12 protein-coding genes are annotated in these 12,539 nt (G+C 73.8%); 6 read left to right on the top strand and 6 right to left on the bottom strand.

The window, feature by feature from the left end; translation table 11 throughout:
- Positions 1–81: 81 nt before the first annotated feature.
- The 5 genes from polX (at position 82) to WMF31_RS40280 (ending at position 6,481) form a co-directional block, all read left to right on the top strand.
- Positions 82–1,803: a DNA polymerase/3'-5' exonuclease PolX gene (polX, locus tag WMF31_RS40260; RefSeq protein WP_436607181.1), complete on the top strand. Its 1,722-nt coding sequence runs from the start codon at positions 82–84 to the stop codon at positions 1,801–1,803.
- Positions 1,804–2,085: 282 nt separating this feature from the next.
- Complete coding sequence (locus tag WMF31_RS40265; RefSeq protein WP_436607182.1) at positions 2,086–2,976, top strand: AraC family transcriptional regulator; 891 nt, start codon at positions 2,086–2,088, stop codon at positions 2,974–2,976.
- Positions 2,977–3,086: 110 nt separating this feature from the next.
- Positions 3,087–3,620, top strand: coding sequence for a DUF6223 family protein (locus tag WMF31_RS40270; protein ID WP_436607183.1), 534 nt, complete (start codon positions 3,087–3,089; stop codon positions 3,618–3,620).
- A gap of 448 nt (positions 3,621–4,068) precedes the next feature.
- Positions 4,069–5,466, top strand: coding sequence for a pyridoxal-phosphate dependent enzyme (locus WMF31_RS40275; protein WP_436607184.1), 1,398 nt, complete (start codon positions 4,069–4,071; stop codon positions 5,464–5,466).
- Between the two features lie 115 nt (positions 5,467–5,581).
- Positions 5,582–6,481 carry a cyclase family protein gene (locus tag WMF31_RS40280; protein WP_436607185.1) on the top strand — a complete coding sequence of 300 codons (900 nt, stop codon included), beginning with the start codon at positions 5,582–5,584 and terminating at the stop codon, positions 6,479–6,481.
- A gap of 3 nt (positions 6,482–6,484) precedes the next feature.
- Here the strand turns inward: WMF31_RS40280 and WMF31_RS40285 are convergent, their stop codons facing one another.
- Positions 6,485–7,336, bottom strand: coding sequence for a hypothetical protein (locus WMF31_RS40285; RefSeq protein WP_436607186.1), 852 nt, complete (start codon positions 7,334–7,336; stop codon positions 6,485–6,487).
- Between the two features lie 710 nt (positions 7,337–8,046).
- On the opposite strand from WMF31_RS40285, the gene WMF31_RS40290 reads away from it, so the two are divergent.
- On the top strand, positions 8,047–8,970 hold the full coding sequence (locus WMF31_RS40290; protein ID WP_436607187.1) for an NAD(P)/FAD-dependent oxidoreductase: 924 nt from the start codon (positions 8,047–8,049) through the stop codon (positions 8,968–8,970).
- A 215-nt stretch (positions 8,971–9,185) separates the two neighbouring features.
- Here the strand turns inward: WMF31_RS40290 and WMF31_RS40295 are convergent, their stop codons facing one another.
- The 5 genes from WMF31_RS40295 to WMF31_RS40315 form a co-directional block, all read right to left on the bottom strand.
- On the bottom strand, positions 9,186–9,647 hold the full coding sequence (locus tag WMF31_RS40295; protein ID WP_436607188.1) for a hypothetical protein: 462 nt from the start codon (positions 9,645–9,647) through the stop codon (positions 9,186–9,188).
- Positions 9,644–10,078 (bottom strand): hypothetical protein, encoded by a 435-nt coding sequence (locus WMF31_RS40300; protein ID WP_436607189.1) that lies wholly within the window; start codon positions 10,076–10,078, stop codon positions 9,644–9,646. Before WMF31_RS40300 ends, WMF31_RS40295 begins: the two co-directional genes overlap by 4 nt.
- Positions 10,071–10,610, bottom strand: a complete 540-nt coding sequence (locus WMF31_RS40305; protein WP_436607190.1) for an RNA polymerase sigma factor — start codon at positions 10,608–10,610, stop codon at positions 10,071–10,073. The genes WMF31_RS40300 and WMF31_RS40305 overlap by 8 nt, the downstream gene beginning before the upstream one ends.
- A gap of 63 nt (positions 10,611–10,673) precedes the next feature.
- Positions 10,674–11,795, bottom strand: a complete 1,122-nt coding sequence (locus WMF31_RS40310; protein ID WP_436607191.1) for a Spy/CpxP family protein refolding chaperone — start codon at positions 11,793–11,795, stop codon at positions 10,674–10,676.
- 118 nt (positions 11,796–11,913) lie between these two features.
- A complete protein-coding gene (locus tag WMF31_RS40315; protein WP_436607192.1) occupies positions 11,914–12,405 on the bottom strand; it encodes a GreA/GreB family elongation factor in 492 nt (163 codons plus the stop codon).
- Positions 12,406–12,539: the final 134 nt, after the last annotated feature.

Consider the following 12,539-nt stretch of genomic DNA (forward strand, 5'->3'; position numbering starts at 1 on the left):
GCGCAGGCACGGCTGAACCCGGTCCCCGGCGCCGTGCGGCCCTGAACCGTCGGCCGGCGGGTGCTATGGTGCAGCGCGTCCATGCACGACAAGCTCGACATCGCCCGCGCCCTCCGCGAGATCGCGCTGCTGCTCCAGCTCAAGGGGGAGAACCCGTTCAAGGCGCGCGCCTACGACACGGGCGCCCAGGCGCTCGAGGAGCTCACGGACGACCTCGGCGCGCTCGTCGCGGAGAAGAAGCTCACCAGCGTGCGCGGCATCGGCGCGGCGCTCGCCGGCCAGATCGCCGAGCTCTTCCAGACCGGCCGCTCCGAGCAGCTCGAGGCGCTCCGCGCCGAGCTGCCCCGCGGCGTCCTCGAGCTGTCGCAGGTGCCGGGGATGACCCTCAAGCGGATCAAGGCGCTCCACGAGGCGCTCGGCATCGGCAGCGTGGAGGAGCTCAAGCAGGCGTGCCTCACCGGGAAGGTCCGGGGCGTGAAGGGCTTCGGCGCGAAGATCGAGGCGACCCTGCTCGAGGGGATCTACCGGCACGAGACGCGCGACGAGCGCGTCCTCCTCGCGGACGCGCTCGAGGTGGCCGAGCCGCTCCTCGCCCACGTGCGCGGGTGCGAGGCGACCGCGCAGGCCGACCTCGCCGGCGCGATCCGGCGGTGGGAAGAGACGGTGGACCGCATCGACCTCGTGGCCGCGGCCGAGGACCCCGCGGCGGTGATGGACTGCCTCGCCCGGTTCCCGCGCGTCGCGGCGGTCGACGAGCGGGGGGCGTCGCGGTGCGCGGTGAGGTTCTCGGGGGGCCTGTCGGGCGAGCTCCTCTGCGTGCCGCCCGGGGACTACGCCGCCGCGCTGCTCCACAGGACGGGCGCGCCCGCCCACGTCGAGGCGCTCCGCGCGCTCGCGCGCGGACAGGGGCTCTCCCTGGACGAGCGGGGGCTCCTCCGCGGCGGCGAGCGCCTCCCGGCGAGGACCGAGGAGGAGCTGTACAGGCACCTCGGGCTCCCGTTCATCGCGCCCGAGCTCCGCGAAGGCGAGGGCGAGATCGAGGCCGCCGCGGCGCCCCGCGCGGGTGAGCGCGACGACGGGCTCATCGAGGAGGCCGATATCCAGGGCATGGTGCACTGCCACACCGTGTTCTCGGACGGCAAGAACACGATCGAGGAGATGGCCCAGGCGGCCGAGGCGATGGGGATGAAATACCTCACCATCACCGACCACTCGCCCGCCGCCCATTACGCGAACGGCGTGGGCGTCGATCGGCTGAAGCAGCAATGGGACGAGATCGCCCGGGTGCAGGAGCGCGTGAAGGTGAAGCTGCTCCGCGGCACCGAGTCCGACATCCTGGAGTCCGGGGCGCTCGACTACCCGGACGCGATCCTCGAGCGATTCGACGTCATCATCGCGAGCATCCACTCTCGCATGAAGATGGACGCGGACCAGATGACGCGCCGGCTGGTGAACGCGATGCGGCTTCCGGTCTTCAAGATCTGGGGGCACGCGCTCGGCCGGCTCATCCAGCGGCGCGAGCCGTTCGCGTGCCGGGTGGAGGAGGTGCTCGACGCGGTGGCCGGGTCGAGGGCGGCCATCGAGGTGAACGGCGATCCGCACCGCCTCGACATGGAGCCCCGGTGGATCAAGGAGGCGCGCAAGCGCGGTATCCGCTTCGTGATCTCGACGGACGCGCACTCGACGGGCGGGCTCCACAACCTGCGCTTCGGCGTGGGGACCGCGCGGCGGGGCGGCCTCTGCCGGGGCGAGGTGCTGAACGCGCTCGGCCCGGACGCGTTCGCCCAAGCGGTGCGACCCTAGCACCGCTGTGTCGCGATCGCGTCGTCCCATCGCCGCGGTGGACGCCTCGCTCACCAGCACCCCGAGCTGCGGCCGACGTCACGCGCGTTCACGCGGAGGGTCGCGGCGCCTGCCGCAGTCGCTCGGGACCGCGGCTTCCAATGGGTCCGTGCCATGAGTCATTGAGAGTCGACCGGCCGCGCGTTGACCCGCGCCGCGCGCGGCGCGCGAGGGACTGACCGACGTGGACGATCGCCGCGCAGCGATGTGGCCGGCGGCGCGATTGTCGGCCATGATGTCCACGTGTTGTATGTCCGCCACGTGCCGGGTCCGCCGCTCTCGGCGCACGTCGCCGAGCTCTGGTATCTTTCGACTGCTCCGCCCCGCGCAGCCGAGCGCATCCTGCCCTCCGGTACCCTCCAGCTCATCGTCAACCTCGACGAGGACGAGCTTCGCGTCCACGACGGCCCCACCATTCGCCGCCACTCCGGCGCCGCCGTGTCGGGCGCGTACCAGTCCTCCTTCGGCGTCGACACCCGCGCGCACGTGTCGATGGTCGGGGTCCACTTCCGCCCCGGCGGCGCGTGGCCGTTCCTCGGCGCGCCGCCCGGCGCGCTGACCGACGCGCACGTCGACCTCGCGGACCTCTGGGGGCGCCGAGCGGCGGAGCTCCGCGACCGCCTGTGCGCGGCGCCGGAGCCGCGCGCTCGCTTCGCGCTGCTCGAGCGCGCGCTGCTCGACCGCCTCTCGAACGCGCGCCCGGGTCATCCCCTGGTGCCGCGCGCGATCGCGGCGCTCGAGGGAGGCGAGCGGCGTGTCGCCGACGTCGCGGCCATGCTCGGCATCAGCCACCGCCGGCTCGTCGACGTGTTCACCGCCGAGACCGGCCTCGCCCCGAAGGCCTTCGCCCGGATCACACGCTTTCGGCGGGCGCTCTCGCGGGCCGAGCGGGAGCGCGATCCGGACTGGGCCCGGCTCGCCGCCGCGTCAGGGTTCTGCGATCAGTCGCACCTGATCCGCGAGTTCGTGGCCCTCTCCGGCGATTCGCCGACCGCGCTCATCGCTCGGTCCTCCCGCGAACGCGTCACGTTGCACCACGTTGCCGTCGCCGCGTCGGCCGCGCCGGCCGCGTCGGATGGCGCGCGGGGAAGGGGCCGACAGCGCGCGCGACCTCGAGCGGTCCTGACCCGGTGACCGCGAAGGATCGGCGCGGCGCCGGGACGCACCGCGGCGCGACCGGCAGCGAGCCCGGCGGCTTCCAATTCGTCCAAGACCGGGTTGCCCGCCGGGCGTAGACGTGGGTCATGACGCAACGCTCGCTCCCAGTTGGCACAAAGGTCGATGATCGCGGGAAGAAGTGCAGGGTCGTTCCGCAGGCGGCCGCACGGCCGCGCAAGGCCGTCACGGTGATCGGGGCAAGGAAGCGAATCATGACACGCACCCGATCGCCGCGCCGCGTCGCCGCCGCCGCCGCCGCCCTGCTCGGCGGCGTCGGGCTTGCCGCACCGGCGGCCGCGCAAGGTGTCATCGGCACCGGCTCCGGGCGAGCCGGGGCCACCGTGGCGGCGGTGGTGGGGCTGATCGGCGTGGGCGTCGGTGGGCTGGCCCTGGCCCGCTCCGCCGGCCGCATCGGCACCGGCAGCGGGCGAGGCGGGGCCATCGTGGCCCTGGTGCTGGGGCTGATCGGCACGGTCCTCGCCGGGCTGCACCTGGCGACCTCCCCCGGTGGCATCGGCACCGGCAACGGGCGAGGCGGGGCCATCGTGGCCCTGGTGCTGGGGCTGATCGGCATGGCCCTCGGTCGGCTGGCCCGGGCCCGCTCCCACCGCAGCGGCTGACCGGCTGACCCCGCCATGGTGCCGGCTCCGTGCCCGCGTCAAGGAGGCTTCCCGTACCTCGTCCTCGAGCGCCTCGATGGGGAGACGCTGACGCGGTGGATGAAGGGCATGAAGGGCTCGAAAAGGACCTCGAATAGATGTGCTTGGGTTCAAGTACGATGATGGCGTGCGCCTGAAACAAGTGGACTGGGCGACTGTGATCCAGGAAGCGGCGAATCGTTGCGGAGGGGGAGCGCCGCGCGATGCCGCGTGTTCACGCAGAGCACGGGGGATAGCGCGCGGGGCGCGTACAGCATCCGGCCGTGTGCGTCCGTGCGGTACAGCCCATCGCGACCGCTCGTCATCCGTTCTCCACGCCGGCCCGGGCGAGCGGGCGGGCGGCCGCGCGCCGGCCGCGGCGGGCAGAACACCTCGACAGACGGTGCGCGCCGTGTGACGTTGAGATGCCATGACACCGATGCCGTCCGCGGGCGCCGCCGAGAACGTCCTCTCCCTCATCGGCAACACGCCGATGGTCAAGGTCACTCAGCTCGACACCGGTCCGTGCGAGCTGTTCCTCAAGCTGGAGAACCAGAACCCGGGCGGCAGCATCAAGGACCGCATCGGCCTCTCGATGATCGCCGCGGCCGAGCGCGCCGGCCTGCTCGGCGGCGACCGGCGCCACCTGATCGAGGCGACGGCGGGCAACACGGGGCTCGCCCTCGCGCTCGTCGCGGCGCAGAAGGGCTATCGCCTGACGCTCGTCATCCCCGACAAGATGAGCCAGGAGAAGATCTTCCACCTGAAGGCGCTCGGCGCGGACGTGGTGATGACGCGCTCCGACGTCGAGAAGGGCCACCCGAGCTATTACCAGGACCTCGCCGCCAGCATCGCGCGCGAGGAAGGCGCGTTCTACGTGAACCAGTTCGAGAACCCCGCGAACCCGCTCGCCCACGAGACCATGACCGGCCCCGAGATCGCCGCGCAGCTCGGCGGCAAGCTCGACGCCATGGTGTGCGGCGTCGGCTCCGGCGGCACCCTGACCGGGCTCTCGCGCTATTTCGAGAAGGCCATCCCGGGCTGCGAGATGGTGCTCGCCGATCCGGAGGGCTCGGTGCTGGCGGGCTACGTCAGGACTGGCCACCTCGGCAAGGCGGGCTCGTGGCTCGTCGAGGGCATCGGCGAGGACTTCCTCCCCTCCATCCTCGACCTCTCCCGCGTCAAGCACGCGTACACGATCCCCGACCGCGAGAGCCTGGAGACGGCCCGGGCGCTCCTCTCCAGCGCGGGGATCCTCGCCGGCTCGTCGTCCGGGACGCTCCTCGCCGCGGCGCTGCGCTACTGCCGCGAGCAGTCGTCGCCGAAGCGCGTTTGCACCCTCGTGTGCGACAGCGGCAACAAGTACCTCTCGAAGATGTACAACGATTTCTGGATGGCCGATCAGGGCTTCACCGATCGCCGGCCGACAGGGGATCTGCGCGACGTGATCACGCGCCGGCACGCCGAGCGGGCCGTCGTCACGGTGCAGCCGACGGACACGCTCCTGGTCGCGTATGCGCGGATGAAGCTCTACGACGTCTCGCAGCTCCCCGTCCTGCAGGACGGCAAGGTCGTCGGCCTGGTGGACGAGTCGGATCTCCTGCTCGCCGCCGTCGACGACGTCGCGCGCTTCCGCGACCCGGTCGCGTCGGCCATGACCACGCGGCTCCGGACGGTCGACGTGCGGACGCCGGTCCGCGATCTCCTCCCGATGTTCGACGCGGGGCTCGTGCCGATCGTGACGGACGGCGACGAGTTCGTCGGGCTGGTCACGCGGATCGATCTGCTCAACCACCTGCGGCGGCGGGTGAAGCTGCACGAGGTGTGAGCCGAGCGCCCGGCGTGCAGCACCCCCGCGCGGCGGCGCGAGGCCGCGCCCCGGCTTGTGCGTGGAGCGGGCCTGTGATGACATGCGCGCCATGCACAAGGCGCATGGAATCGGCATGTCGAGGAGGCTCTCCGCGGGCGCGAGGCGGGCTCGGGCCCACGCGCTGGGCCCGGCGGCGATCGCTCTCGCGGCGTGCGCGCCCGCCGCGGCGCCGCCGGCCGTGAGCGCGCCCGCCGCGCCGCCGCCGGCCGCCGCCGCGCAGGCGGAGGGCGCGGGGCAGGCCGCGCCCGCGGGGCTCGATCTCGCGGCGGCGCGGATCGTCGACCTGACGCACCCGATCACGCCGGAGATGCCCCTCTTCCCCGGCAACAAGCCCTACGCCGCGGAGACGCTCAGCACCGTCGAGAAGGACGCGTATTACTCCAGCCGGTTCTCGATGGACGAGCACGCGGGCACGCACGTGGACGCGCCGGCGCATTTCAAGGCCGGGGCGGAGACCGTCGAGCAGATCGCGCCGGAGCAGCTCGTGGGGCCGGCGGCGGTCGTCGACGTGACGGCGAAGGTGGCGGTGAGCCCCGATCACCAGGTCACCACCGAGGACCTGAAGGCCTGGGAGGCGCGGCACGGGGCGCTCGGCCCGAAGCACATCGTGCTCATCCGGACCGGCTGGGGGGCTCGCTGGTCCGATCCGGTGAAGTACAGGAACCAGGACGCGCAGGGCGTCATGCACTTCCCCGGCGTGTCCGTGGAGGCGAGCCGCTACCTGCGCGAGCGCGGCGTCCGCTGCATCGGCATCGACACGCTCTCGACCGACCCGGGGCCCAGCCAGGCGTTCGATCAGCACAGGGCGTTCCTCGGCGCGGGCGGCTACCACATCGAGAACCTGGCCAACCTGGAGCAGCTCCCGGAGGCGGGGGCGTTCGTGGTGGTCGCGCCGCTCCCGCTCGCGCGCGGCAGCGGCGCGCCCGCCCGGGTGCTGGCGCTCCTGCCGGCGTCCGGGGCGCCGGCGCGGTAGAGATCACTGAAGGAAGACGGTGACGACCTTGGTGGTCGCGTCCGGGGGCCCGGTGAGGTTGTCGACGCAGGTCGGGTAGTACTGGCCGCTCGGGTTGAGCGGCAGGCAGTGGCTGTCGCACGACCCGAGGATGCGGATGAGCCCGCACTCCGCCACGCTCCCGCCGGCGCCGAGGTGACCGGCGGCGCACTCGCGCAGCATCGATCGCGCGTAGTCGCGATTGGGCTCGTGATAGCAGGCGTGCAGGTACGGAGAGGGATCGAAGAGGTTCCCCCAGAAGGCGCCCTCCTGCTGCGTGTACGTCGAGAGCTCGACGCTGCCGGTCTTGTCGAGCGCCGCGTGGCTGGCGCGCGACGAGATGACCACGGAGGCGCCGTACCAGTTCACCCGCGACCCGAGGCACGCCGAGACCCACTGTTGCTCCGTCTGCCCGAGCGGCTTGGTGGCCCAGCCCGGCGCCAGGCCGATGAGCCCCGCATAGACCTCCTCGTGGACCGTGCCCCCCGCATCCGTCCACGAGAAGCTGAACGACTGCGACGGGGAGAGCGCACATCCGACCACATAGCTGAGGAACTGACGCGAGAGCTCGCCCGCCGCCCCGGGATCCTGGATCGCGCTCAGGGCCGCGGGGCTCAGCGCGCCGGGCGCGAGCGCATTGGGGACGAGCGCGTTGGGGACGAGCGCGTTGGGGACGAGCGCATTGGGATTCAGCGCGTTGGGGTTCAGCGCGTTGATGTACTCGAGCGGGATCGGGGCGGTGCCTAGGAAACCATCCTCCTCTTCCTGAGTCGTGACGCAGGAAGCCAATGAGACGAACGCGAGCGCGGCGAAATCAGCGGCGCTGATCCGGTACATGGTGATTCCCCCCTTGGCTGGCCCTTCGTGGCGGGACCGAAGGGTATGCAGTGATTCTATCCGTGAGCGGTCATGCGTGTCCATGACTCATTGGTTATCGCTGCAAAATTCTGTGTTGATCAGCGGGCAATAGGCTCTGTCCGAGACGTGGACCATCCTGTCGCGAAGATCGTGCGCCCCTCGGGATCTCCGCTTACCCCACACCCTTTCATTGCTGCGGAGCGCTGCGTGCTCGCCGAGGCGCGCTCCGGCGCCGGGAATGAAGCCGCACGGAGCGACAGGCGGGAGGCGGCCGGATGCTCGCCTTGCAGGGAGGCTCGAGAGACAGCCCGGCGCCGGGCGTCCGCAGGACCATTTGCAGATCGCCGCGTGACACCGGGTAAGGACGGAACGGGTGGGTGATGGTGCGGGAAGAAGCGATGACAAATGCGCCTCTCGGATCTCTTCGGCCCGGAGAGCCGAGAGGACCCTTTCTCCATTGCATGGCGCCGTCGCGTCACGGCCGCGCGGAACAGCGATGCAACGCCGGCCTGGAACGGAGGTGCGAGGCAGCAGGACGTGAGCGCGGAGCGCGCTCGCTTCGCGCCCGCGCTCGCGGCCTCGCCTCGCTGCCCCTCCTGCCGGGCCCTGGACGCGAACGGACGGGCTGCGCGGCGCCCCTCGCGGGCGCGTGGGGGGGTCGGCGCGCCCGTTGCGAGGGGGCCCTGCCCATGGCGACACAGAACGAGGGGCTCCCGGGGTACGACGTGATCATCGTGGGCGCGGGGCCTGCCGGCCTCAGCGCGGCGCTGATCCTGGGCCGGTGCAGGCGCCGCGTCCTCGTGTGCGACTCGGGGCAGTACCGTAACGCCGCAGCGCAGGCGATGCACGGCTTCCTCTCGCGCGACGGGATCGCGCCGTCCGAGCTCAGGCGAATCGGGCGCGAGCAGCTCGCGCCCTACGGCGTCGAGCTGCGGGAGGTGGCCGTCACGGGGGTCCGCGCCGGCGCGCGGCGCTTCGAGGTCTCGCTGGGGGGTGGCGAGCGCCTCGTGTGCCGCAAGCTGCTGCTCGCGACCGGGCTCGTCGACCGGCTGCCGGAGCTCGCGGGGCTCCGCGAGATGTACGGCAAGAGCGTGCACCACTGCCCGTACTGCGACGGCTGGGAGGCGCGCGACCAGCCGATCGGCGTCTACGGGCAGGGCTCCACCGGCGTCCAGCTCGCGCTGACGATGAAGACGTGGAGCGATGACGTGATCCTGTTCACGGACGGCCCGGCGCCCCTGTCCGAGGCCGAGGAGGCGCGGCTCTCCCGCCACGGCGTGGTCGTGCGCAGGGAGCGGATCGCCCGCCTCGAGGGCGAGGACGGGTGGCTCTCGCGCGTCGTGCTCGCGGACGGCAGCGCGGTGGAGCGAAGATCGCTGTTCCTGAAGGCGAGGCAGGAGCAGAGGGCGGACCTCGCGGCGAAGCTCCGGTGCGCGGTGAGCGAGGAGCGCGGCGTGGAGACGGCGGAGCAGCACGAGGAGACGACCACCTCCGGCGTCTTCGTCGCCGGGGACGCGTCCAGAGACGTGCTGCTCGCGATCATGGCCGCGGCCGAGGGGGCGGACGCGGCGTTCGGGATCAACTGCGCGCTGCAGGAAGAGGATCTGGCCTAGCGCTACGGCGGGAAGTCGGGCGGAGAGGCGAACCGCCATGACGCCAAGGGCGCCAAGAAACCAGGGGAGTAGAAGGGGAAAATGAAGGGACAACCCTTCCCCTCTCTTCTTGGCGTCGCTGGCGCCATGGCGGTTCTTCTGCTGATCCGGGGCAACTTCCCGCAGTCGTGCTAGCGACGGCCGCTCGGCGGCGGCCGCGCCCGCGCGCGCGACCCTCAGTCGCCCCGCCGCTCCCCGGGCCCGCGGCCACGCCCGCGGTGGTGGTGTCCCGGCCCGTCCGGCGGGCCGGGGCGCCGCCTTCGCATCGCCTCGAACTGCTCGTACTGGGCGCGCTGGTCGGCGGTGAGCACGTCCTTCACGCGGGCGCTGGTGCGGTCGCGGAGGGCGTCGAGGCCGGGGCGGCACTCGGCGAGGAGCCGCTCCCGCTCGAGCTCGGCCTCGGCCAGGATGGCCTCGATCTCGCTCTCCTGGGCGCCGGTGAGGTCGAGGCGGCGGCGCATGGCCTCCAGCCGAAACTGGGCGCGCGCCTCGGCCGGAGGCCTCCGGAACGTGGCGCGGAGGTGGTGGAGGGTGACGCCGTGGCCGAGCGCGGCGCCGGCGACGCCGCCGAAGAGGAAGACGGCGGCGAGCACGGCCGCGGGCTTCCAGCGCGCGGGGGCGGGGGGGCGCGACGTCATTCGCTGACCTCGATGGGGTCCACGGAGGCCATGATCGCGGCGTCGACCTGGCGCTGCGCTTGCCAGACGAACGCGACGCTCGCGGCGGCCGCGAGCGCGGTGAGGACGACCGCGGCGCGGCCCGAGCGGACGATGCCGTCGGTCACGGTGGGCCGCGCGGGCAGGGGAGCCGCCTGGACGGCGCGCAGCACGGCGTCGGTGAAGGCGGGGTCCGGCGCGACGTCCCGGGTGGCGCGGGCGATGCGGGCGAGCCGGTCGGCCTGCGCCGCGGCGGGCTGCGCCGGATCGGGCTGCGCCGGATCGGCCTGCGCCGCGGCGGCGCGCAGCACGGCGTCGGTGAAGCCGTCGCCGGGGTCGAGCCGGGAGGTCGCGGCCGCGAGGCGCGCGAGGTCCCGATCGAGCTCGGTCCGGTCGTCGTCGCGGTCAGGCACGGGGCGCCTCCTCGGTCTGTCGCGCGCGCAGCGCGGCGCGGGCACGCACCAAACGTTGCTCGACCGCGCCCTCGGAGCAACCGAGGGCGACGGCGGCCTCCTTCGCGGGCAGCCCCTCGACGGCGACGAGGACGAGCGCGGCGCGCTCCAGCGGCGGCAGGCCGGCGAGCAGGGCGTCGAGCTCGCGCAACGCGACGCGCGCCTCGGCGGAGACCAGGCCGTCGAAGCGCGGCTCGCCCGGCGCGTCGCGCGGGGCGTCGCGGCGGCGGCGGAGCGCGTCGAGGCAGGCGTTGGTGACGATGCGGTACAGCCAGGTCTCCACCTTCGATCTCCCGTCGTAGCGCCCCTCGCGCAGGGCGCGGTAGGCGTCGACGAACGCCTCCTGCAGGGCGTCCTCCGCCTCGCCCAGGTCGCCGACGAGGCGCGCGGCGAGGCGGTACATCGGCGCGCGCGTGTGGTCGACGATCTGCCGGAAGGCCGCGTCGTCGCCCCCGGCGACGCGCGCTGCGACGAGCCTCAGGTCGACGGTCACGAGCCCCCGCGATTCTGCGCCTGCCGCATCGCGCGCGCCACCGGGTCCTTCGCTCGGCGGCGCTCAGCGGCGCCCGGGCGCGCGCCCGTCGTGGTCGCCGTGCCCGGGGCCATGGTCGCCGTGCCCGGGGCCGTGGTCGCCGTGCCCGGGGCCGTGGTCGCCGTGCCCGGGGCCGTGGCCGTGCGCGTGCCCGCGCCCGCCGCGCCTGTGCTTGCCCGCAGGCGGGCCCTGCTCGAGGCGATCGGCGAGCGCGTTGCGCTGCGTCTCGTCGAGGATCGGGACGATCGCGGCCAGCGCATCGACCATGCGGTCGAGGTGCGCCCGCGGCCCCTTCTGTGCGCCCGCGGCCGGCAGGAAGGCGTTCGCGTCGAAGCGGTCCTCGGCGAACGTCGCGAGCCGCGCCCGCATCTCGGCGCGCATCGCCGCAAAGTCCTCCTTCCGGGCGCCCCGCTCGGCGGCGCTCGGGCGCACGCCCTCGAGGGCCTTGTCGATCTGCGCGCGCTGCTCGTCGCGCAGGTCGAGCCCGCGGAGGAGGTGACCCAGCGGGCCCCCCTTCATCCCGCGGCCGCCCATCGGGCCGTGCCCGCCGCGCGCGCCCATCGGGCCGTGCCCGCCGCGCGCGCCCATCGGGCCGCGACGGCCCTTCTCTCCCATCGCCTCCATCCTCGCCGCGATCGTGTCGACGAGCTGCTTGCGCTGCTCCTTCGTGAGCGTCGCGTGCAGGGTGCCGAGCGCCCCGGCGACGCGCGCGCGCCGCTCCTCGGTCCAGCGGCCGGCCGCGGGGAGCTTCGCCTCGATCGCGGCCCGGTCGATGGCGCCCGCGCGCACGCCCTCGGCGAGCGCCGCGAAGACGGCTCCACCCTCCGGGGGCGGCTTCGCGCCGTTGCGCAGCCCCTCGAGCGCGCCCTGGATCGTCGACCGCTGCGCGTCCGAGAGGTCGAGCTCGTGGAGCGCCGCGCGCAGGAGGCGCTCGGGGCCGTGCGCGCCGCCGTGGTGGCCGCCGGGGCCCCTCCGGTGCCCGCCATGCCGACCGCCCTTCGGGCCCCGGGCGGCCGCGGCCTCGGCGGCCTCCCCGGTCGGGGACGTGTCGCGCTGGCCCGTCTCCGCGGTGCAACCGGCCGTACCGGCGAGCGCGCCGACGAGCGGCAAGATCCCAAAAAGCCTCCACCGACGAGACTGCATCATGGCTCTCCTCTCCTGGGTCGCCCGCGCCGTGCCGCGCGGGTCGTTCACCCCCTGGGACGCCGGCGGGCGGGGGCTCCCTACGAGGCGGTCTTCTTTTTTTCCGGCGCCGGTCCCGGCGTCACCGCACGCCGGTGATCAGGTACACGCGCGTCCCCTGCGGCGTGGCGACCTCGGCCTCGTCGCCCTCGGACAGGCCCAGCAAGGCCGTCCCGAGCGGGCTGGTCGTGGCGAGCGTCTGCACCTCGACGCCCTGGACCTGCATGCGCTCCCCGCCGGCCGCCGGCAGGAGGAAGTAGAGCGCGCGCCGGGGGCCGCTCTCGAGCTCCACCAGCGCCGAGCTCGCGATCGCGTCGCCCGGGCCGAAATCGCGCACCGTGACGGCCCCCAGCCGGGCGAGCGCCTGCTCGATCTGGAGCACGCGCTCGGTGTGGCCGCGCGCCACGTACGACGCCTCGGTGGCGCGCATGTCCTTGTCCCCCTCGGCGCGGTTCTCCTCGTGCGTCGCGGCGTCCGCGGCGTCGCGCGCCCGCTCCGCGGAGCGCTCCAGCTCGCGAGCGAGCTGATCCTTCAGGGTCGCAAGCAACGCGCGCTTGTCGATGACCGGAGGCATGACGGGGCGCACGTTACCAGACCGGATCGCCACGGTCACCCCGCGGTCGGCCCGGCGCGACGCCCCGGCGCTGCCCGCGGCGCCCCGCTGGACCCTGGAGATCTCGGGGCCGCCGGGCGCCGGGCTCCTGCGCG

It is taken from the genome of Sorangium sp. So ce1036, assembly GCF_051369805.1.
Taxonomy (GTDB): Bacteria; Myxococcota_A; Polyangia; order Polyangiales; family Polyangiaceae; genus Sorangium; species Sorangium cellulosum_F.

What these genes read in the sequence shown, in the direction of transcription:
- polX (WP_436607181.1), top strand. Translation starts at nt 82, where the DNA reads ATGCACGACAAGCTCGACATCGCCCGCGCCCTCCGCGAGATCGCGCTG.
- WMF31_RS40270 (WP_436607183.1), top strand. Translation starts at nt 3,087, where the DNA reads ATGACGCAACGCTCGCTCCCAGTTGGCACAAAGGTCGATGATCGCGGG.
- WMF31_RS40275 (WP_436607184.1), top strand. Translation starts at nt 4,069, where the DNA reads ATGACACCGATGCCGTCCGCGGGCGCCGCCGAGAACGTCCTCTCCCTC.
- WMF31_RS40280 (WP_436607185.1), top strand. Translation starts at nt 5,582, where the DNA reads ATGTCGAGGAGGCTCTCCGCGGGCGCGAGGCGGGCTCGGGCCCACGCG.
- WMF31_RS40285 (WP_436607186.1), bottom strand. Translation starts at nt 7,336, where the DNA reads ATGTACCGGATCAGCGCCGCTGATTTCGCCGCGCTCGCGTTCGTCTCA.
- WMF31_RS40290 (WP_436607187.1), top strand. Translation starts at nt 8,047, where the DNA reads ATGGCGACACAGAACGAGGGGCTCCCGGGGTACGACGTGATCATCGTG.
- WMF31_RS40295 (WP_436607188.1), bottom strand. Translation starts at nt 9,647, where the DNA reads ATGACGTCGCGCCCCCCCGCCCCCGCGCGCTGGAAGCCCGCGGCCGTG.
- WMF31_RS40310 (WP_436607191.1), bottom strand. Translation starts at nt 11,795, where the DNA reads ATGATGCAGTCTCGTCGGTGGAGGCTTTTTGGGATCTTGCCGCTCGTC.
- WMF31_RS40315 (WP_436607192.1), bottom strand. Translation starts at nt 12,405, where the DNA reads ATGCCTCCGGTCATCGACAAGCGCGCGTTGCTTGCGACCCTGAAGGAT.